20 protein-coding genes are annotated in these 20,632 nt (G+C 33.4%); 19 read left to right on the forward strand and 1 reads right to left on the reverse strand.

The window, feature by feature from the left end:
• The first annotated feature begins 176 nt into the window (after nucleotides 1-176).
• Nucleotides 177-1,202 (forward strand): 5-(carboxyamino)imidazole ribonucleotide mutase, encoded by a 1,026-nt coding sequence (gene purE, locus QZU75_RS10465; protein WP_296883586.1) that lies wholly within the window; start codon nucleotides 177-179, stop codon nucleotides 1,200-1,202.
• Nucleotides 1,203-1,210: 8 nt separating this feature from the next.
• The gene (locus QZU75_RS10470; RefSeq protein WP_296883588.1) at nucleotides 1,211-2,467 is read left to right on the forward strand and encodes a UbiD family decarboxylase; all 1,257 of its coding nucleotides are present in this window, start codon (nucleotides 1,211-1,213) and stop codon (nucleotides 2,465-2,467) included.
• A 47-nt stretch (nucleotides 2,468-2,514) separates the two neighbouring features.
• On the opposite strand, the gene QZU75_RS10475 is transcribed toward QZU75_RS10470, so the two are convergent.
• Complete coding sequence (locus QZU75_RS10475) at nucleotides 2,515-3,756, reverse strand: nucleotide sugar dehydrogenase (RefSeq protein WP_296883589.1); 1,242 nt, start codon at nucleotides 3,754-3,756, stop codon at nucleotides 2,515-2,517.
• Nucleotides 3,757-3,829: 73 nt separating this feature from the next.
• Here QZU75_RS10475 and rfbD point away from each other — a divergent pair, with 73 nt between their 5' ends.
• From rfbD to QZU75_RS10560, 17 genes are all read left to right on the forward strand, one after another.
• Nucleotides 3,830-4,669: a dTDP-4-dehydrorhamnose reductase gene (rfbD, locus tag QZU75_RS10480; protein WP_296883591.1), complete on the forward strand. Its 840-nt coding sequence runs from the start codon at nucleotides 3,830-3,832 to the stop codon at nucleotides 4,667-4,669.
• Nucleotides 4,666-5,115 (forward strand): ribonuclease domain-containing protein, encoded by a 450-nt coding sequence (locus QZU75_RS10485; protein WP_296883592.1) that lies wholly within the window; start codon nucleotides 4,666-4,668, stop codon nucleotides 5,113-5,115. Before rfbD ends, QZU75_RS10485 begins: the two co-directional genes overlap by 4 nt.
• Before the next feature lies 1 nt (nucleotide 5,116).
• Nucleotides 5,117-5,347 carry a barstar family protein gene (locus QZU75_RS10490; RefSeq protein WP_296883593.1) on the forward strand — a complete coding sequence of 77 codons (231 nt, stop codon included), beginning with the start codon at nucleotides 5,117-5,119 and terminating at the stop codon, nucleotides 5,345-5,347.
• Nucleotides 5,348-5,420: 73 nt separating this feature from the next.
• On the forward strand, nucleotides 5,421-6,287 hold the full coding sequence (gene rfbA, locus QZU75_RS10495) for a glucose-1-phosphate thymidylyltransferase RfbA (protein WP_296883595.1): 867 nt from the start codon (nucleotides 5,421-5,423) through the stop codon (nucleotides 6,285-6,287).
• A 4-nt stretch (nucleotides 6,288-6,291) separates the two neighbouring features.
• Nucleotides 6,292-6,852 carry a dTDP-4-dehydrorhamnose 3,5-epimerase gene (gene rfbC, locus QZU75_RS10500; protein ID WP_296883597.1) on the forward strand — a complete coding sequence of 187 codons (561 nt, stop codon included), beginning with the start codon at nucleotides 6,292-6,294 and terminating at the stop codon, nucleotides 6,850-6,852.
• Between the two features lie 4 nt (nucleotides 6,853-6,856).
• Nucleotides 6,857-7,864, forward strand: a complete 1,008-nt coding sequence (gene rfbB / locus QZU75_RS10505) for a dTDP-glucose 4,6-dehydratase (protein ID WP_296883599.1) — start codon at nucleotides 6,857-6,859, stop codon at nucleotides 7,862-7,864.
• A 222-nt stretch (nucleotides 7,865-8,086) separates the two neighbouring features.
• Complete coding sequence (locus QZU75_RS10510) at nucleotides 8,087-8,353, forward strand: hypothetical protein (protein WP_296883600.1); 267 nt, start codon at nucleotides 8,087-8,089, stop codon at nucleotides 8,351-8,353.
• A gap of 1 nt (nucleotide 8,354) precedes the next feature.
• Nucleotides 8,355-8,636 (forward strand): hypothetical protein, encoded by a 282-nt coding sequence (locus tag QZU75_RS10515; RefSeq protein WP_296883601.1) that lies wholly within the window; start codon nucleotides 8,355-8,357, stop codon nucleotides 8,634-8,636.
• Nucleotides 8,637-8,693: 57 nt separating this feature from the next.
• Nucleotides 8,694-9,731 (forward strand): CDP-glycerol glycerophosphotransferase family protein, encoded by a 1,038-nt coding sequence (locus QZU75_RS10520; protein WP_296883602.1) that lies wholly within the window; start codon nucleotides 8,694-8,696, stop codon nucleotides 9,729-9,731.
• 10 nt (nucleotides 9,732-9,741) lie between these two features.
• Complete coding sequence (locus QZU75_RS10525) at nucleotides 9,742-10,704, forward strand: glycosyltransferase family A protein (RefSeq protein ID WP_296883604.1); 963 nt, start codon at nucleotides 9,742-9,744, stop codon at nucleotides 10,702-10,704.
• A 1-nt stretch (nucleotide 10,705) separates the two neighbouring features.
• A complete protein-coding gene (locus QZU75_RS10530) occupies nucleotides 10,706-11,665 on the forward strand; it encodes a glycosyltransferase family 2 protein (RefSeq protein WP_296883613.1) in 960 nt (319 codons plus the stop codon).
• Nucleotides 11,666-11,668: 3 nt separating this feature from the next.
• Nucleotides 11,669-12,526: a glycosyltransferase family 2 protein gene (locus tag QZU75_RS10535; protein WP_296883606.1), complete on the forward strand. Its 858-nt coding sequence runs from the start codon at nucleotides 11,669-11,671 to the stop codon at nucleotides 12,524-12,526.
• A gap of 48 nt (nucleotides 12,527-12,574) precedes the next feature.
• Nucleotides 12,575-13,978: an undecaprenyl-phosphate glucose phosphotransferase gene (locus QZU75_RS10540; RefSeq protein ID WP_296883607.1), complete on the forward strand. Its 1,404-nt coding sequence runs from the start codon at nucleotides 12,575-12,577 to the stop codon at nucleotides 13,976-13,978.
• Between the two features lie 147 nt (nucleotides 13,979-14,125).
• The gene (locus QZU75_RS10545) at nucleotides 14,126-16,786 is read left to right on the forward strand and encodes an OB-fold nucleic acid binding domain-containing protein (RefSeq protein WP_296883608.1); all 2,661 of its coding nucleotides are present in this window, start codon (nucleotides 14,126-14,128) and stop codon (nucleotides 16,784-16,786) included.
• Between the two features lie 25 nt (nucleotides 16,787-16,811).
• The gene (gene radA / locus QZU75_RS10550; protein WP_296883609.1) at nucleotides 16,812-17,747 is read left to right on the forward strand and encodes a DNA repair and recombination protein RadA; all 936 of its coding nucleotides are present in this window, start codon (nucleotides 16,812-16,814) and stop codon (nucleotides 17,745-17,747) included.
• A 67-nt stretch (nucleotides 17,748-17,814) separates the two neighbouring features.
• Nucleotides 17,815-18,720 carry an AEC family transporter gene (locus QZU75_RS10555; RefSeq protein WP_296883610.1) on the forward strand — a complete coding sequence of 302 codons (906 nt, stop codon included), beginning with the start codon at nucleotides 17,815-17,817 and terminating at the stop codon, nucleotides 18,718-18,720.
• A 301-nt stretch (nucleotides 18,721-19,021) separates the two neighbouring features.
• The coding region (locus QZU75_RS10560; RefSeq protein ID WP_296883611.1) for a CoB--CoM heterodisulfide reductase iron-sulfur subunit A family protein at nucleotides 19,022-20,632 on the forward strand (1,611 nt) is incomplete at its 3' end.

Here is a 20,632-nt window from a genome sequence, read left to right on the forward strand (position 1 = left end):
CAATTTCTTATTAAATTTAACTGTTTTTAAACAGGATTAAAAGTTCATAACTAACTTTAATCAAAAAATTTTAAATCAACAAAGTTTTTGAAAGAGTCATATTATTACAATAAGATAATTTAATATGTAACTTAGTATAAAATATCTTATGTTTATAAATTTTTAGAAGGGATTTTATGACACCAAAAATAATGATTATTCTTGGAAGCGGTTCGGATATTGCTATTGCTGAGAAAGCTATGGACATATTAGACAAGCTTGAAATACCATATAGCTTAAAAATAGCATCTGCACACAGAACACCGAACCTTGTTCGTGAAATTGTCAGTCAAGGAACTGATGCAGGTATTGAAGTTTTTATAGGAATTGCAGGATTAGCAGCACACTTACCTGGTGCTATTGCAGCTTACACGCCTAGACCTGTTATCGGAGTTCCTGTTGATGTTAAGACTAATGGTTTAGATGCATTGGACTCCATTGTGCAAATGATTTATCCTTCTCCTATTTCAACAGTTGGAATTGATAGAGGAGACAATGCTGCAATATTGGCTGCTCAATATATTGCCGTCCATGATGAAGAAGTACGTAAGAAAGTCATTGAATTAAGATGTGATTATGCAAGAAAGGTATATGACAGCAATGAGAGCATTGTTCAAAAAATAGACAGGCCATTTATTCGAAATGAATTTTTAAGAGTTAAGGACCTTGAAGTCAACGATATTAAAGTTGATGAAGATGCTCCTGAAGGTTGTAAAAATATAGATGCTGAAGTACCTATTATTGTTGGAAGACAATCAGACCTTCCTACTGCTAAAAAAGCAGCTTCAATATTGGATAGGCTCAAAATCAGTCATGACATTAAAGTGGTTTGTCCAATCAGGTCAAATAAAAAATTCACAAATTATGTAAAATGCATGAAAAATGCAAAAGTTTTCATTGGAATCAGTTCTAACTCATCACAGGTTACAGGAGGAATAGTAGGTCTTACAGATAGGCCGGTTATTGGTGTACCGTGTACCAATGAAAACGATAAAGATTATATGCTCACTACTGTAAGCATGCCTCCGGGCGTACCCGTTGCAACTGTTGGAATTAACAACGGTAAAAATGCGGCAGTTATCGCAGGTGAAATATTTGCTATTGATAATCCAAATATTACAGAACTTTTAGACAAGTTAAAAGACAAGAAAATTAATTTATAAGGGATATTATGAAAATTGAAGATAACAATATAATTGAAATCACAGAAGAACTTTCAACTGAATTTGAGGTAGCAAAGGTTTTAAGACAATATCCAAAAGATACTGTTGTTATTAAAAACGTTAAAGGATTTGATTTACCTGTTATTTCTGGAATATGCAATACTCGTGAAAAAATAGCCAAATCAATCAATTGTGAAGTCAGTGAAATCACTGAAAAAATCATTGAAGCTATGGAAAGACCAATTAAGGTAGATAAATTCACTGATTTTTCTGACTATAATACCAGTGAAGCTGATTTGGATAAAATACCAATCTTAACCCATTACAAAAGAGATGGTGGAGCTTACATTACCGCAGGTGTTGTATTTGCACGTGACCCTGAAACAGGCATTCAAAATGCATCAATTCACAGAATGATGGTACTTGATAACAAAAGGTTAGTCATCAGAATAGTTCCAAGAAACCTTTACACTTACTTCCAAAAAGCTCAAAAATTAGGCCAAGATTTGGAAATTGCAATAGCTATTGGAATGGATCCGGCAATTTTGCTTGCAAGTACTACATCAATTCCAATTGATTATGATGAAATGGATGTGGCCAACGCATTTAAGGGCGGCAATTTGGAATTAATCAAATGCGGCGAGTTGAATGTTCCGCAGGCTGATATCATACTCGAAGGTAAAATATCAGTGACACAAACAGTTCCTGAAGGTCCTTTTGTTGATTTGACCGATACCTATGATATCATTCGTGACCAGCCAATCATTAATTTGGAAACTATGCACATTAAAAAGGATAATCCATGTTATCATGGAATTTTACCTGCCGGTTTTGAACATAAGTTATTACAGGGTCTTCCACAGGAGCCAAGAATTTTCAAAGCCGTTAAAAATGCAGTGCCTACAGTTGAAAATGTTGTTTTAACTGAAGGGGGCTGCTGCTGGTTACATGCTGTTGTATCTATCAATAAACAAACTGAAGGAGATGGAAAAAACGCTATAATGGCTGCATTATCCGCTCACCCTTCACTTAAACATTGTGTGGTTGTTGACACTGACGTTAATGTATTTGATGCTGAAGATGTTGAATATGCAATATCAACAAGAGTAAAAGGTGACAGAGACATTATGATTGTTCCTAATGTCCGTGGTTCATCCCTTGATCCGGTAGCTGAAAGTGATGGAACAACTACAAAAATAGGTGTAGATGCAACAAAATCACTAAAATCATTAGAAAAATTCGAAAGAGTTAGTTTCGGTGAATGAAACTACTCTAATATTTAATTTTAAGGAGTCAAACTCCCATTCTTTTTTTATTCTAAGGTATATAAATTACCGTAATTGTAAAGTTTAACGTCATCAGGAACTTTATAGATTATATTTTTTGTGTCAAAAATAATTGGTTTTTCCATTTTTTTGCTGATTAGCTCATAATCCGGATGCTTGAATTCATTATGGTCACATAGGATGAGTATTAATTTTGCACCATCTATTGCATCTTTAAAGCTTACCAGGTTTTCCCTTTCAAGGTGAGGGTCATGGATGGAAAGTTCATATCCGTCATTTTCAAGTCTTGCTATAATTTCATAGGCGGGACTTTCCCTGTCGTCTCCAGTATTTCCTTTATATGAAATTCCAAGCACTGCAATTTTACCGTCAGGAATTATTTTTTTGACATATTTGCATACAAATTCAGGCATTGAATTGTTTGTATCACGTGCCAGCTTGATTATTTTAGCGGTTTCAGGTGCTTTTGCATAAATAAAGTACGGATCAATTGCAAGGCAATGGCCTCCAACACCAGGACCTGGAGAATGCAGATTTACCCTTGGGTGTTTATTTGCCATTTTAATTACATCAAGTGCATTTACACCAATTTCAGCACAGATTTTTGCAAGTTCGTTTGCAAGAGCAATATTGACATCTCTATATGTATTTTCCATACATTTTGACAATTCTGCGGTTTTTGCCTCTGTAAGCATTAGGTATCCTTCAACAAATTGTCCATATACTTCACTTGCTTTAACGGCACATTCAGGTGTTACTCCACCAATTATTCTGTCATTGTGAACAAGCTCTTCTAAAATACGTCCTGGAAGAACTCTTTCAGGACAATGTGCAAGATACAGGTCTTTACCAATAGTAAAGCCTGCTTTTTCAAAAATAGGTTTGATTACATCATCAGTAGACATAGGAGCTATTGTAGATTCTATAATAATAGTATTTTCCTTTTCCAAATATGGAATTATTGTTTCACATGCAGTGGTGACATAGCTCAAATCACAGCTGTAGTTTTCAGTGATGTATGGGGTAGGGACTGTAATAATAAAAGCGTCTGCTTTTTCAGGAGTTAATGAAGCTTTGTAAGTATTTTTTTTCAAGGATTTTTTGATGATATCAGCTATTCCGGGCTCTTCAATGTGAATAATACCTCTGTTAAGGTTATTAATAATTTCTTCGTTAATGTCGACTCCAACAACTTCACAATGGCTTCTTGAAAAAAGAGCAGCAGTTGGAAGTCCAATATATCCCTGTCCCATTATACATACTTTCATGATTTTAACTCCGTCTTTAAATATTAAATATAATATATATTTAAACTATATATTAAAGTTTTAAGGGATTATTATGAAGATTTTAATTACAGGCTCCAATGGAATGTTGGGCCATGACCTGCAAGAAGTTTTAAAAGACAAGCATGAATTGCTTTTAACAACATCCAAAACATTGGATATCACTGATAAGGATAAAACCATAGAGTTTATTGTTGAAAATAAGCCAGATATTGTTATCAACTCAGCGGCATATACCGATGTTGACGGATGTGAAACCAATCAGGATTTGGCCTATGCGGTAAATGGTGAAGGTGTTAGAAACCTTGCTTTGGCATGCAAGGAAGTGGATTGTCCTCTTGTTCATGTAAGTACTGATTATGTATTTGACGGAACAGCAAGAGATCCAATTGAAGAGGATGGTGAAATTGGTCCGATTAGTGTTTACGGTAAAAGTAAACTAAAAGGGGAAGAGGCCATTTTGGAAATTTTGGATAAATACTTTATATTAAGGACTGCCTGGTTATACGGCATCAACGGTAAGAATTTCCCAAAAACAATGCTTGAGTTAGCTAAAAATCACTCAGAAATAACAGTTGTTTATGATGAAGTTGGAACACCTACATACACTCCGGATTTGGCTTATGGAATTTCCCAGCTGATTGAAACAGATTTTTACGGAATCTATCATCTGACAAATTCAGGAAGCTGCTCATGGTGTGAATTTGCAAAATATATCTTTGAAATTGCACAAAAGGATGTTAAAGTCATTCCCGTTACCGCTTCTGAATTTTCAAGGCCTGCACCAAGGCCAAGTTATTCTGTTTTGAAAAATAAGAAATGGGTTGAAAACGGCTTTAAACCTTTAAGAGATTATAAAGAAGCTATTAAAGAATACATTGAGTTGATTAAATGAATAAAAAGTTAATTTTTTTCATTGCATTGGTAATTGCCCTGTTTAGTATTGGAGCCGTAAGTGCAGGATTTTTTGATTTTTTACACTTCGGAGGCGATAAGGGTGATGTCAGTGTAGTTGAAGATGGCCAATATTGTACTGTAAATGAAGTTGCAGCATACATTAAACAATATCATAAGCTTCCAAGCAATTATATAACTAAAAAGCAAGCACAAGACCTTGGATGGCGTGGAGGACCTCTTAAGGAATATGCTCCAGGAAAAAGCATAGGTGGAGATACATTTACCAACAGGCAGCACGTTCTTCCCGACAGTAATGCAAAATACATAGAATGTGACATTAACGCCAATGGAACCCAGCGCGGAGCTGAAAGGATAGTCTACAATTCAGGTGACTATAAAGTTTATTACACTTCAGACCACTATAACACATTTAAAGAGGTTTAAAATGCAGTTGGACGGTAATTTAATTAAGGAAAATGGTCATGATTATTTGGCTGATGCATTAAATTTGCCGGATTATTACGGTAAAAATTTAGATGCTCTTTACGACTGTTTAACCGAAATTTACTGTGATATCGTGTTGGTCAATGCCAGTGTGGTTGATAAGGACATTATCGACACATTTAAAGATGCAGCAAGTGAAAATGACTTTTTAAAATTAAAAATGTTTCCTTAATGGGAAACTTCTTTTTCTTTTTTAAATAACTTATATTAATTATAAGAAATAAAATCTATTTTTAGTGATTGTTATGAAAGGTATAATACTTGCAGGGGGTTCTGGAACTCGTCTTTATCCTATTACAAAAGCGGTTTCTAAACAATTATTGCCTTTATATGATAAACCAATGATTTATTATCCTATATCTGTTTTGATGCTTGCGGGAATTAAGGAAATTTTAATTATATCTACTCCCCGTGACTTACCGATGTATAAAGACTTACTTGGTGATGGAAGCAGTCTTGGAATTAAATTTTCATATGAAATTCAGGAAAACCCTAACGGGCTTGCTGAAGCCTTTATTATTGGTGAGGATTTTATAGGTGATGATAATGTTGCTTTGATTTTGGGAGACAATATCTTCCATGGACACAGGTTCACAGAAATCCTTGAAAGGGCTAAAAACCTAAAAGAAGGTGCAGTAATATTTGGATATTACACTAATAACCCTGAAGCCTTTGGCGTTGTTGAATTTGATGAGGAATGGAATGTTTTATCTATTGAAGAAAAGCCTCAAAATCCTAAATCAAATTATATTGTACCTGGTCTTTATTTTTATGATAATGATGTGATTGAAATAGCAAAAAATGTTAAGCCTTCAGATAGAGGGGAAGTTGAAATCACGTCCGTTAATGAAGAATATCTGAATCGTGGTAAGCTTAAGGTTGAACTTCTTGGAAGAGGTATGGCATGGCTTGATACAGGTACTCATGAGGGGCTTTTGGAAGCTTCTAACTTTATTGAAACTATTCAAAAAAGACAAGGTTTGTATATTGCCTGTCTTGAAGAGATAGCTTATCTTAAAGGTTACATTAACGATGAAGAATTGTTAAAAACAGCAAAAGAGCTTGAAAAAACTGATTATGGGCAATACTTATTTAATCTAGTTAAAAAGTGATTTTATGGGAAAATTTAAATTTACTGAATTGGACATTGAAGGAATGTTTACAGTTGAACCTACTGTATTTGAAGACAATAGGGGATACTTTATGGAATCTTATAATGAAAACGACTTTAAAGAAGCAGGTTATGACTTGACATTTGTGCAGGATAACCAATCCAAATCTTCAAAAGGTGTTTTAAGAGGTCTTCACCTGCAGCTTAATTATCCTCAGGGTAAACTTGTGCGTGTTATCAAAGGTGAAGTATTTGATGTTGGTGTTGATTTGAGAGCAGAATCACCAACTTACGGAAAATGGGCAGGAGCTATTTTATCAGAAGAAAACAAAAAACAATTGTATATTCCGCCAAAATTTGCGCACGGCTTTGTAGTATTATCAGACGAAGCTGAATTCCAGTATAAATGTACAGAATTCTATCATGGAGAAGATGAAAGTGGAATAATGTGGAATGATGAAGATATTGCTATTGACTGGCCTATTGATGATATTGATGAGATAATCCTGTCAGATAAGGATAAGCAATGGAAAACCCTAAAAGAATCTCAAATTAAATACGAGTGATAACATGACTAAGATACTTGTTACAGGAGGAGCCGGATTTATCGGAAGCAATTTCGTAAGATATATGGTTAACAAATACTCAGAATATGAAATCATTAACCTTGATGCTTTAACCTACTGCGGAAACCTTGAAAACTTAAAAGATATTGAAAATAAGGATAACTATTCCTTTGTCAAAGGAGATATCAGAGATAAATCTGTTGTTGATGATTTGGTTAAACAGTGCGACTATGTAATTAACTTTGCTGCTGAAAGTCATGTTGACAGAAGCATAGAAGATCCTGAGATTTTTATTAAATCAAATGTTTTGGGAACACAGATTCTATTAAATGCCGCAAAGGAATTCGGTGTTGAAAAATACATTCAAATCTCTACGGATGAAGTTTATGGAAGCTTAGGTCCTGAAGGTTATTTTAGAGAAACTACTCCTTTACAGCCAAACAGCCCATATTCAGCTTCAAAAGCTGGTGGAGATTTAATTACAAGAGCATATGGTGAGACATTTGATTTACCTATAAATATTACTCGCTGTTCAAATAACTATGGTCCTTATCAATTTCCGGAAAAATTAATTCCATTAATGATTTCCAATGCTCTGGAAGATAAAAAATTGCCGATTTATGGTGACGGCAAAAATATTCGTGACTGGCTGCATGTCCATGACCATTGCGTGGCCATTGATTTGGTATTGCATGAAGGTAAGCTGGGTGAAGTCTACAATATCGGTGGTAACAATGAAAAACAGAACATTGAAATTGTTAAATTAATTCTCAATGAATTAAATAAGGATGAGTCACTGATTGAATTTGTAACTGATAGATTAGGTCATGATAGGCGTTATGCAATTGATTCCAGTAAAATTCAAAATGATTTAGGATGGAGTCCTTCTTATACTTTCGAAACAGGTATTGTTGAGACAATCCAATGGTATTTGGATAATCAGGACTGGACCAGCCAGGTTAAAAGTGGTGATTATCAGAAATATTATGAAAAAATGTATGGTAACAGGTGATTTTTACACTTGAAACATACCTCTTTTTTTATAAGTTTATTCTATTTTTTTTAATATAATTTTAATTACTTTATATTTTTTCTAAAGAATTTAATTTTTCGTATATATTTTAAATATAATTTTATTATTATTAACTTTTTTAAAATAAAGATAATTTTATATATTATTATTCGTTAATATTCAATAGTATAGTGTTTTTATATTAGGGGAATGGTGATTTGGATGTTGGAACAATATTTGCCTTTTGTAGGTTTAATTGTTTTTGGAAATATTGAAAACCTTGTACTTTCTTCACAAGGTGTTGTTGCAGGTGTAAACCCCTTAAAATTGGGTATTGCAAGTATTATTTGTGTTACATGCTGGTTACTTATTGGAACATTTGCAACTAAAATGTTAATTGATTATGTTGATTTTATAAACTTTATCGGTGGATTTGCTATTTTTGTTTTAGGTTTACAAGCAATGATTAAGTCTATTAGGGGTGAATAAGGTGGATTCCGAATTAAAAACTTTTTCAGTATTGTTAATTTTCGGAAACATCGAAAACTTAATTTTAGCAGCACAAGGGGTGGCTGCAGGTGTCAATCCTTTAGGTTTGGCTATTTTAAGTTTAATTGCAGTAGTCTTCTGGTTATCCCTCGGTACTTTTGGTACTAGGATTGCAATGAAATATGCAAGAGTTATTAATTTCATTGGAGGACTTGCTATTTTCATTTTGGGTATACAGGCAATGATGGAGTCTGTACCTGGAATTTTGGCATTTTTCCACTAAATTGTCTTGATGTTTATGAAATATTTTAAGCATAGAATTTACGGTGCTTTATTTAGTTTGTTTAAGCGTACTAATGTTAAAAGCAATAGAGTTTCATTTGTTATAGATTCCAATGAATCATTCAAAGGTAATTTAGATTATATTAAAAAAGAATTTGAAAAAAGAGGGAGTTTTGAATTTCACTTATTTTACAAGGACAAATTGTCTTTCAATAGTTTTAAGCTTTTATCCAGCTCCAAATTTATATTTTTAAATGATAATTTTTTCCCCTTAGCATTCATGAAATTTAATCCTGAAAATATTGTTGTCCAGCTATGGCATGCTCCAGGTGCATTTAAAAAATTTGGAGGATCTGTTGATTTTGAAAGTAGAGATATACTTAAGAAAGCCAGTGAAAATACTGATTATTTAATTGTTTCTTCAAGCAATATTGAAGGATTTTACAGTGAGGCATTTCAAATCCCTCAAGAAAAAATTAAACCTTTGGGCCTTCCCAGAGCCGATTACTATTTTGAAAACCATGATATCAGCGGTTTAAAATCCGAATTTTGCAGAAAATACGGAATTGATGATAATAAAAAGATTATTTTGTATGCTCCGACTTTCAGGGATGAAGAAAAATACAACAATGTATTTGATTATTTGGATTTGGAGAAATTCAACGAATTGGTGGGTGATGAGTATATTTTGGCCTTGAGGCTTCATCCTAAAATCAAAAACTTTTATAAAGATGATATCTCATCAAAAGGTGAATATATTGACTGCAGCGATTATCCTTCAGAACAGGAATTGCTTTTGATTAGTGACATGCTGATAACTGATTATTCATCAATCATGATAGAATTTGCTCTTTTAAACAAGCCAATAATATTTTTCACATATGATTATGACAGTTATTTGACTAAAGAAAGGGGATTTTATTTCGATTTTAAATCTTCAGTTCCTGGTCCTGTCGTTTATGATTCAAACCAGTTAATCAATGTAATAGAAAAAAATGAATTTGATGAAAATAAAATATCTGAATTTGTAAAAACACAATTTAATGAAATTGATGGTCAAGCATCTAAGCGTGTTGTTGATTTTCTTTTAAAATAAGAGGGTTACTATGAATGATATTAAAATTAGTGTTATAATTCCAGTTTATAATTGTGGAAGATATATAGGTAACACTCTTAAATCAGTAATTAATCAAAATTTCAGGGACTATGAAATCATTGTCGTTGATGACGGTTCTACAGACAACAGCCTGGAAATTATAAATTCCACTTTGAAGGACTGTGGAGTTAAGTACAAGGTAATACATCAGGATAATGCCGGTGTTAGTGTTGCAAGAAATCATGGAATAGATATTTCAGAAGGAGAATATCTGGTATTTGTCGACGGTGATGATTATATTTTGGAAAACCATTTGTCTGAATTATATGTAGAGGGCTATGACTTCAATATGATTCAGTTTGCAAAGCAGCATGATGATGAGATTTCCCCCAATCCTAATAATTTTAATTTCGATACCATTTCTACTGATGAATTTATTAGAAAAGAACTGAACATGGAAATTTTGTTTAATTTTTTCCAGCTGGCCTACAGGACGGAAATTATTAAGAATTTTGATATCAGATTCACTCCGGGTGTTGTTTATGGTGAAGATACTGAATTTGCACTTAAAGCTTTAATACATGGCGACAGAATACATGTCAGTAAGGAAATCACATATTATTATGTCCAACGCTATGATTCGGCAATCAGAACAACTGAGTATAGACGTTTTGATATAGTTCCAATTTTTGAAAACCTTGCTAATTATTATAGGATTAACGGAAAAAACAGTCTGGCAAATTCAATAATTTATACTAGAATTCCAAAGGCAATATTTGGTAATATGAACTATTTCTTTTATAGCTGCTATGGTTTTGATGAAGTAATGTATGTAATGGAAAAAAAGGATCTGTTTTCAAAATTAGCCAGATTTAGAGGGGATTTAAAATTCAAGACAAAAGTAAACCTATTTTTATTAAATCCGAAATTATATTATAAATTGTGGTTTAAATTTAAAAATTCTATTGATTGATATGAAAGTTTCTGTTGTAACACCAAATTATAATGGGGAAAGATTTTTGAAAGCTTTCTTCGAATCACTTAATGGCGAAAGCGAGCATATTGGAGAGGTCATAATCATTGATAACGGATCCAAGGACAATAGTTTAGAGTTTATCAGGAACAATTCATTTGATTTTTCTGTTATTGTCATTGAAAACCAGGAAAATAGAGGTTTTGCTCCAGCTGTTAACCAGGGGATTTTAAAAGCCAAATATGAATATATATTCTCTTTAAACAATGATACTGAAGTTAAAAAAGGTTCTATTAAGCATATGGTGGATTTAATTTCTTCACGTCAGGATATATTTTCTGTTCAGGCAAAAATGCTTCAATATGACAATAAGGATTTGATTGACGATGTTGGCGATGAATATAATCTTCTTGCATGGACAAAAAAGACGGGTGAAAATCATCCCTCTGATGAATATGTTGAGGTCGGGGAGATATTTTCAAGCTGTGCAGGTGCGGCCCTTTATAAAAAGTCACTCCTTGAGGAACTTGGAATGTTTGATGATAAGTATTTTGCTTATATGGAGGATGTGGATTTGGCAATACGCTCAAAAATAAACGGCTATCATAATCTGTTATGTCCGCAGGCTGTTGTTTATCATATTGGAAGTGCAACAAGTGGTAGCAGGCACAATGAATTTAAAGTACGTCTTGCTGCCCGTAACAATGTATGGACGGTTTATAAAAATATTCCGATTCCATTAAAGATTTTAAATTTTATATTTCTGTTTTTAGGATTTTTAATTAAATATATTTTCTTTTTAAAGAAAGGTTTCGGTCCGGTTTATCTTTCAGGAATTAAAGAAGGTTTATCCAGAAGAAATGAAATTCAAAAAACCAAATTCCATTGGAAAAATACAATAAACTATTTAAAAATGGAATATAGATTAATTATTAACACAATTAAATTTTTAAAAAGGTAAATTATGGATCTTTCGGTTGTAATTGTAAATTATCAGACTTTTGAGTTGACAAGAGACACAGTTAACTCAATTTTTAAATATTCCTATCCTTTCACCATAGAAGTCATCGTCGTTGACAACGCTTCAAGTGATGACAGTTTAGAAAAGTTGAAGGATTATTTTAAAGACAGCGTTAAGTTTATCTCATCTGATGAAAATAAGGGTTTTGCAGCTGGAAATAATTTGGCTTTAAGGCAGCTTTCAAGCGATTATGTGCTGCTTTTAAATTCGGATACTGTTGTTTGGGAGAATACTTTAGAAAGCATTTATAATTATATGGAAAGTCATGGGGATGTCGGAGCCTGCGGATGCAGGGTAAGGCTGGAAAACGGAGATTTGGACAAGGCATGCAAAAGAACCTTTCCGAACGTTAAGAATTCTTTTTTCAGGCTGTTTCATATTCCAACCAAAAGCAAGGATGACAATTACAATCTGACAGATTTGCCGGATGGCGAGGTCTATGAAATTGACTGTCTTACAGGCGCATTCATGTTTATTAGAGGTAAAGCCTTGGATGATGCCGGTCTTCTGGATGAAACGTTTTTTATGTATGGTGAGGATATTGACTTGTGCTACCGAATAAAACAGGCGGGCTGGAAGATAGTTTATTATGGAAAATCTTCAATAACACACCTTAAGGGTGCCAGCAGTAAAAAACAAAAAAATAAACTTATTTATGAGTTTTATCGTGCAATGTATATTTATTATAAAAAACACCATGCACATGAATCTTCATTCATTGTAAATATTATTGTTTACATTGGAATAGCTGTTTTATGCATTATAAAGCTATTTTTAAATTTGTTTAAAACTAAAAGTTAAATATGATATCTACCAATATATTTATAACTAGTTTTTTTGGTAGTTATTATGATAAAGGAAAATCAGCGATTATTGAATATTAGTTTGGTACTGCTTGATGTTTTAGTTGTTGTAGTATCACTAGCAAGTTCATTTTGGCTGAGATTTCATACAACTTTATTCGGACCAATTGGGGAACATTTACCCCTTCATGACTATATTTTATTTTTAGTATTCGCAGTTATTCCAACTTATCTTATTTTATACTTTGCTTTTGGACTATATAAGCCCCGCAGAACTTATAAAACCATATTTTCAGAAGCAACACAAATAATTAAGGTGAATATTGTAGCATTCTTTGTACTGGTTTCAATTTTGTTCATTATAAACCAGCCGGACTTTTCTAGAATCATGCTTATCCTTTTAGCATTTATTGCTTCATTTCTGGGAATTATTGAACGTTTTATTATCAGAAGCATCTTAAGAAGAATTAGAGTCAATAATAGAAATATCAAGCATATTTTAATTGTGGGAGATAATGATTTGGCTTTCACATTTGCAAGTAAAATTAAAAATAACCCTTATTTGGGTTTTGCAGTCAGTGGAATCCTAGGTCGTTCAGAACATATTGGAATGGAAGTTTCAGGAACCAGAATCATCGGTGCCTTTAAGGATTTGGATAGGGTATTGGAAAAAAATAATTTCGACAGAGTTGTTCTGGCAATTCCTTTAAGATATTACTATCGTATCAACGAGCTTGTGGAAAGCTGTGAAAAGGTAGGTATCAAAGCGGAAATAATTCCAGATTACATCAGGTATTTTCCAGCCCAGCCATCTGTGGACATGATTGAGGATATTCCAATAATCAATATCCGTTATGTTCCTTTGGATGATGACTTTAACAAGTTCTTAAAATACACTTCAGATTATATTATATCCATAATTGCCATCATTATTACTTCACCAATCATGATATTCACTGCAATAGCAATAAAATTAACATCTAGAGGACCTATCATATTTAAACAGGAAAGAATAGGCCACAACGGTAAACCTTTCAACATGTATAAATTTAGAAGCATGAAGGTTCAGGATCCTGGTTTGGAAAAATCTGAATGGACAACAAAGAATGATCCAAGAAAGACATTGGTTGGAAACTTTATTAGAAGAACTAGTATTGACGAATTGCCTCAGTTTTTCAATGTTTTAAAAGGAGATATGAGTGTTGTAGGCCCAAGACCTGAAAGGCCTTATTTTGTAGAGCAATTTAAAAAAGATGTTCCTAAATATATGGTTAAACATCAAGTGCGTCCGGGAATTACCGGATGGGCTCAGATTCATGGATGTCGTGGAGATACTTCTATCAAAAGACGTATACAATATGACATTGAGTATGTAGAAAACTGGCATATGGGATTGGATTTGGCAATAATGATTAAAACTACTTTAAAGAAAAATCCGAATGCATATTAGTGTTTTTTCATAGGGTCATATTTTCACACTTTAACTATATTTATAATAAATTTTTTTTAAAAATATTACTTGTCAAATGCTCTCTCTAATACTTTATATAGAGAATAATTATAAAATAATAATTAACTTTTCTATGAGGGGTTTGGTATGGAAGAAAAAATTTTAGAATTATACGAAAAAATCAAAGATCAAGTTTCTGAAGAAGAGTTTATGGAAGAAATAGAAAAAGTAAAAAACGATAATGTTGATACAGGATTTATAGATGATTTTGGAGCTGCACAGATGGTAGTTCAAAATTATACTGGTGTTGACACATCTATTCTTTCAAGTCCTTCAAATGATGATTCAGAAGAAATGCCGTTTGAAGTTTCAGCAAGTGATGATAATTCAGATGAAAGTGAAGAGACTGAATTTACAATGACTGAAGAACTTCAAGAATATTATGATAAAGTCAAAGATGAAATTACAGAAGAAGAATTCTTAGCTAAAATGAAAGAGCAAAAAATTGAGAATTCCCATAATCCATATATGGATGATGTTTCTTTGGCAAATCTTGTTGTAGGTCAATATGTAACAGAAGAAGTAGAAACTGTTTCAGAAAGACCTGAATTTGCCGTTAAATCAATAAAAGATTTAGAAGAAGGAAGTAAGGATGCTACAGTTTCTGGTAGAGTAATATCCATTTCTAATAAAAGGTCATTCAAAACACGTAAAGGTAATGAGGGAGAAGTCTGCAATGTAGAACTTCAGGATAATACCAGTACAATGAGATGTGTTTTCTGGACTCAAAACATGACTCTTTTAAAGAAATTCAAAGAAGGGGACATTATTCAAATTAAAAATGTAGATATCAAGGAAGGATATTCAGGTCTTGAAGCTAATTTAAGACCTAGATCAAGCATTGTTCATCTTGAAGAAGATTCTTCTAAATTCCCTGTTTATGAAGAAACTATAACTGACATTGCAGATATCGAACCAGAAACCAAAGTAAATATCATTGCAAGAATATTAAGAATTCCTACAATCAGAAGCTATGAAAAGAATGGAAAACAAGGAAAAGTCGCATCCCTTGAATTGCAAGATAAAAGCGGAAGAATCACCTATACTTTATGGAATAAAAATGTTGAGCTTATTCATGATTTAAAATTGGAAGATGGGGATACTGTTAAAATACTTGCTGCACAGGCTCGTGAAAGAACAAACAGGGACGGCCAGCAAGAAATATCACTTACTCACTGGGATGGCAGAATAATTAAAGGAGACTTTGACGTACCTGAAATTGAACAGGAATTCTCTCAAATTGGTGATTTGGCAGAACAGAGTGATGTTGCCATTAAAGGTGTAGTTATAAGACTTCAAGATATCAGAACCTTTTTAAGAAAATCAGACAACACTGAAGGAAGATTAAGAAACTTCGATGTTGGAGACTCAACAGGATCTATTAGAGTAACTCTCTGGGGTGATGATACTGCTCTACCAATAAATAAAGGAGACATTGTTAAAATCATCGGCGGTAATGTTCGCTATGATGAGTATACTGAAAGCGGATATTCCATGAATACAGGATTCAATACTCAAATTACCATAAACCCTGAAAATTTAACTATTGAAGAGTTAGATGAATTTGAATCCATCAGAGAGCAATTAAGACCTGTTCCTATTGGTCAAATAGAACAAATTGATGACGAAGGTAAAGAAATAGATATTGTAGGTAGAATACTTTCTGTTAATGATGTTAATGAATTCCAACGTGATGACGGTTCTGTCGGTGAAGTTCGTTCAGTAATGTTTGCAGACGAGTCCGGAAAAGTAAGATTATCATTCTGGAATGAAAGAGCTAAGGAAGAATATGTTGTCGGTGACGCATATCAAATTGAAAATGCCAGAACCAGACTTGGAATGATGAGTGTTGATTTGAATATTGGAAGCGGCTCAAGGGTTATTAAATTGTCCGATGAACAGGCTGCCGCAATGTTTATTCCTGAATTGTCTACACTGGAAAAAGCTATTTACAATCCTAAAAAGATTGAAGATCTTGATGAGGATGAAGAAGATACCATCATTATCGGAAGAATAATTGAGATGTATGATGTACGTGAATTTGACAGGGATTCAGGTGAAAGCGGTCATGTTAGAAATATTGAAATAGCAGACGATACCGGAACCATTAGAGTTGCATTATGGGATAAAGATGCTTTAAAAGAAAGAAATATTGGTGATGGAATAAAATTACAAAATCCACGTTTAGCTTTAAATATGGATAACCGTCTTGAAGCTAATGTTTCAAGTGCTACCACTCTTCTTGAACCTAGTGAAAGTGAATTGGAAGCATTACCTTCCATAGAAGAGTTAATGGAAGCAATTTATGTTTCAAAACAAATTGAATCATTATTAGAAGATGACACTAACATATCTGTCACAGGTACAATTCGTGAAGTAAATACTGATAGGGTTCTTCGTAAAAGATGTCCTAACTGTAACCAATCTGTCGAAGAGTCTATTGATGAGTACATTTGTGATAACTGTGGCCATACTTTTGATGAACCGGATTATCTTCTTATGGTTCCTACAAGAATTGAAGATGATACAGGTGATATCCAAGTAACATTCTTTGATAAATTAGCCGAAGAACTTATTGGAATGAAAAAAGAAGAAGTTATTAGTCTTATTGAAGATGGTTATGGAATTGAAGACAAGCTTGAAGACTTAACAGGTTTAACTATTGAGATTATAGCTGATGTTAGCTTTGATGAATTTAATGAAGAAAATAGGTTACGTCCTAAAAAAATCTTAAACAAATATTTTTAAATAAACAAACAAAGGAATGATTATTATGGTAGAATTAGCAGATTTGCCGGGTGTTGGTGAAAAAACAGCAGAAAAATTAAAAGATGCAGGTTTTGCAGACATGATGAGATTAGCAACCGCTACTCCAAAAGAATTATCAGTTAAAGCAGAAATTGGTGAAGGTGTAGCTGAAAAGGTTATCGAAGCTGCTCGTCGTGCTGAAAACATTGATTTTGAAACTGCTTTAGAAGTTGATGAAAGAAGAAAAGACGTTGGTCACATTACAGTAGGTAGCCAAGAATTCAACGATTTAATCGGTGGAGGAATTGAAACCCAATCAATTACTGAAGTATTCGGTGAATTCGGATCTGGTAAAAGTCAAATTTCCCATGAATTAGCTGTTACTGTTCAATTGCCTGAAGAACTTGGCGGTCTTGATGGTGAATGTGTATTTGTTGATACTGAAAACACTTTCCGTCCTGAAAGAGTTAGACAAATTGCTGAAGGATTTGATTTGGATGTCGAACAGGTATTAAGCAGAATTCATGTTGCCCGTGCATTCAACTCCGCTCACCAAATTTTAATGGTTGACAAAATTAATGAACTTATCCAAGGCGGAGCTAACATTAGATTAGTTATTGTGGATTCATTAATGGCTCACTTCAGGGCAGAATATGTCGGAAGAGAATCATTGGCTGTAAGACAACAAAAATTAAACCAACATTTACACTCCCTTCAACAAATTGCAAATACCTATAATGTTGCAGTATTTTTAACCAACCAAGTTCAAGCTAAACCGGACTCTTTCTTTGGAAGTCCGACTAAAGCTATTGGTGGGCATGTTTTAGGTCACGCTTCTACCTATAGAATTTGGCTTAAAAAAGGTCTTGCAGGTAAAAGAATTGCACGTTTAGTGGATTCTCCTCATTTGCCTGAAGGTGAATGTGTATTTAAAATTACTAGCGAAGGTATCGTTAGTTAATTTTCCTTTCTTTTTTTTAACTTTTTTTTAATAAATTATTTATATTTCAAAGTTCATATTTACTAGCATGAATGCTATTGAAACCACTATTCTATCTATTATTTTGATGATTGGTTTGGGATATTTTCTCAAACGAATTGATTTTTTATCTGAAAAGGATATAGACCCTTTCAATAGAATAGTAATGTACATTTTAATGCCATGTATGATATTTCATGCAATTTATAATGCAGATTTGTCATTGATTCCGAAATTGGGGATATTGCCGTTTATAATTTTGGCATCTTCAGCTGTAACAGGAATTATTTCATTTTTTATTTTAAAGCAATTTAAATTGGATGACATTACGTTATGGTCAGTACTTGTTACAGTAATGATTGCAAATACTGCATTTATGGGATATCCTGTTACTTTAGGTATTTTTGGTCAGGATGGTTTTTTAAGGGCAATTTTTTGTGACATGGCAACATTGTGTATATTTCTGCTTCTTTCCTTTGTCTTAATATTGAAATTTGGAGGGACAGTTAAAACTGCATTTAAAAAAATTGCTTTTTTCCCGCCTCTTTGGGCAGTTGTTTTAGGTTTGCTTTTGAACTTTATCAATGTACCAATCGGATCTGTTCTGGACAATACCATAAATTATTTGGGACAGGGTGCAATTCCATTAATCATGATTGCTTTGGGGCTTTCAATAGACTTTTCAGCATTGTCCAGATCTAAAAATATGATTGTATTTACTTCAATTATGAAATTAGCAATATTTCCATTTATAGCATTTCTTATAGCCAATTATTTAGGTCTTATAAATCTTGAATATAGTGTATCAATTGTTGAAGCTGCAATGCCGTCAGGAATGATGTCACTTCTTCTTGCAATAACATATAAGCTGGATTATGAGTTGACCTCAGACTGCATATTAATCAACACTGTAATCTCTTTGATTACACTCCCGATAATTATCATGATTTTGTAGCAAAATTTTCAATTTTTTAACAAACCTAAATTTATTATTTAGACAAATAATAATAATTAATCTTTATTTTGGATAAATAGACTTGAATATCATTTATTTATTCATCAATGTAATTTTAATCAGTATTTTTATTCATTATATATAAACTTTACTCCAAGATGTTATAAGAAACCTTTATATATGTGTATTTACTACATATGTATATCTAATACTATGTAAAAATTCTATAGACTTTTTTTAAAAAATTGCAATTTTTATGATATATTAGATATTTTTCACGACTTGTACAAGGTGAATTAATATGGCAGAAGAAAATATAAATAACGAAGAAATTAGGATAGGTGTTTACGTCTGTCACTGTGGTGTTAACATTGGTGGAGTAGTCGACTGTCCTGACGTAGCAGAGTATGCAAAGACATTACCAAATGTAGTATACGCAACCGACTATAAATACATGTGTTCTGACCCAGGTCAAGCAATGATCCAAGAAGACATTAAAGAGAAAAACTTAAACAGAATTGTTGTAGCAGCATGTTCTCCTCGTCTTCACGAACCTACTTTCCGTAGATGTGTAGAAGAAGCTGGATTAAACAAATTCTTATTTGAATTTGCTAACTTAAGAGAACAAGACTCTTGGGTACACATGAGCCAACCTGAAGAAGCTACTGCAAAAGCTAAAGATTTAACCCGTATGGCTATTGCAAAAGCAAGATTACTCGAACCATTAGAAGCAACTAAAGTAGATGTAAACAACACTGCATTAGTTATCGGTGGTGGAGTTGCAGGTATTCAAACCGCATTAGATTTAGGTGACATGGGATTCAAAACCTACATGGTTGAAAGAAACCCAACCATTGGTGGAAGAATGGGACAATTAGATAAAACATTCCCAACTCTCGACTGTTCAATGTGTATTTTAGCACCTAAGATGGTAGACGCTTTCAAACACGAAAACATCGAATTAATTTCCTACGCAGAAGTAACTGAAGTTGACGGATACATCGGAAACTTCACCGTAAAAGTAGAGAAAAAACCTAGATACGTTGATGAAGCATTATGTACTGGATGTGGATCTTGTCAAGAAGCTTGTCCTATCGAAATACCTAACTACTACGACGAAGGTGTAGGTATGGTTAAAGCTGCATACATCCCATTCCCTCAAGCTGTACCATTATGTGCAACTATCGATAAAGATTACTGTATCGAATGTAACTTATGTGTACAAGTTTGTGGTCCAGAAGCTATCGATCACAATCAACAAGCTGAAGAAATCGAATTAGAAGTTGGTACTATTGTAGCAGCTATCGGTTACGACCCATTCGACCCATCTGGAATTTACCAATACGGATACGGACGTTTCTCAAACGTAATTACTGCTATGGAAATTGAAAGGATGATTAACGCATCCGGTCCTACCGGAGGACACGTTGTAAAACCTTCCGATGGTATCGAACCTAAACGTGTAGCATTCATCCACTGTGTAGGTTCAAGGGATGAACAAATCGGTAAACCATACTGTTCCAGAGTATGTTGTATGTACTCCATGAAAAACGCTCAATTATGTATTGACCACGAACCTGACACCGAAGTAACCTGTTACTACATGGATATCCGTTCATTCGGTAAAGGATACGAAGAGTTCTACAAAACATCTCAAGAAAAATACGGTATTGAATTTATCAGAGGTAAACCAGCTCAAATCTTCGAAAACGACGATTTAACCTTAACTATCAGAGCAGAAGATACTTTACTCGGTAAAGTAACTGAATACACTTATGATTTAGTTGTATTAAGTGTAGGTCTCGAACACTCCGCAGGATCTGACGAACTCAGACAAACCTTAGGTCTCTCCAGATCTGCAGACGGATTCTACATGGAAGCTCACCCTAAACTCAGACCTGTTGACACCTTA

The organism is uncultured Methanobrevibacter sp. (genome assembly GCF_902764455.1).
GTDB lineage: Archaea > Methanobacteriota > Methanobacteria > Methanobacteriales > Methanobacteriaceae > Methanocatella.

Excerpts from the sequence above, each read along its gene's own strand:
- purE (WP_296883586.1), top strand. The coding sequence starts at position 177 with ATGACACCAAAAATAATGATTATTCTTGGAAGCGGTTCGGATATTGCT.
- QZU75_RS10470 (WP_296883588.1), top strand. The coding sequence starts at position 1,211 with ATGAAAATTGAAGATAACAATATAATTGAAATCACAGAAGAACTTTCA.
- QZU75_RS10475 (WP_296883589.1), bottom strand. The coding sequence starts at position 3,756 with ATGAAAGTATGTATAATGGGACAGGGATATATTGGACTTCCAACTGCT.
- rfbD (WP_296883591.1), top strand. The coding sequence starts at position 3,830 with ATGAAGATTTTAATTACAGGCTCCAATGGAATGTTGGGCCATGACCTG.
- QZU75_RS10485 (WP_296883592.1), top strand. The coding sequence starts at position 4,666 with ATGAATAAAAAGTTAATTTTTTTCATTGCATTGGTAATTGCCCTGTTT.
- QZU75_RS10490 (WP_296883593.1), top strand. The coding sequence starts at position 5,117 with ATGCAGTTGGACGGTAATTTAATTAAGGAAAATGGTCATGATTATTTG.
- rfbA (WP_296883595.1), top strand. The coding sequence starts at position 5,421 with ATGAAAGGTATAATACTTGCAGGGGGTTCTGGAACTCGTCTTTATCCT.
- rfbC (WP_296883597.1), top strand. The coding sequence starts at position 6,292 with ATGGGAAAATTTAAATTTACTGAATTGGACATTGAAGGAATGTTTACA.
- rfbB (WP_296883599.1), top strand. The coding sequence starts at position 6,857 with ATGACTAAGATACTTGTTACAGGAGGAGCCGGATTTATCGGAAGCAAT.
- QZU75_RS10510 (WP_296883600.1), top strand. The coding sequence starts at position 8,087 with ATGTTGGAACAATATTTGCCTTTTGTAGGTTTAATTGTTTTTGGAAAT.
- QZU75_RS10525 (WP_296883604.1), top strand. The coding sequence starts at position 9,742 with ATGAATGATATTAAAATTAGTGTTATAATTCCAGTTTATAATTGTGGA.
- QZU75_RS10530 (WP_296883613.1), top strand. The coding sequence starts at position 10,706 with ATGAAAGTTTCTGTTGTAACACCAAATTATAATGGGGAAAGATTTTTG.
- QZU75_RS10535 (WP_296883606.1), top strand. The coding sequence starts at position 11,669 with ATGGATCTTTCGGTTGTAATTGTAAATTATCAGACTTTTGAGTTGACA.
- QZU75_RS10540 (WP_296883607.1), top strand. The coding sequence starts at position 12,575 with ATGATAAAGGAAAATCAGCGATTATTGAATATTAGTTTGGTACTGCTT.
- QZU75_RS10545 (WP_296883608.1), top strand. The coding sequence starts at position 14,126 with ATGGAAGAAAAAATTTTAGAATTATACGAAAAAATCAAAGATCAAGTT.
- radA (WP_296883609.1), top strand. The coding sequence starts at position 16,812 with ATGGTAGAATTAGCAGATTTGCCGGGTGTTGGTGAAAAAACAGCAGAA.
- QZU75_RS10555 (WP_296883610.1), top strand. The coding sequence starts at position 17,815 with ATGAATGCTATTGAAACCACTATTCTATCTATTATTTTGATGATTGGT.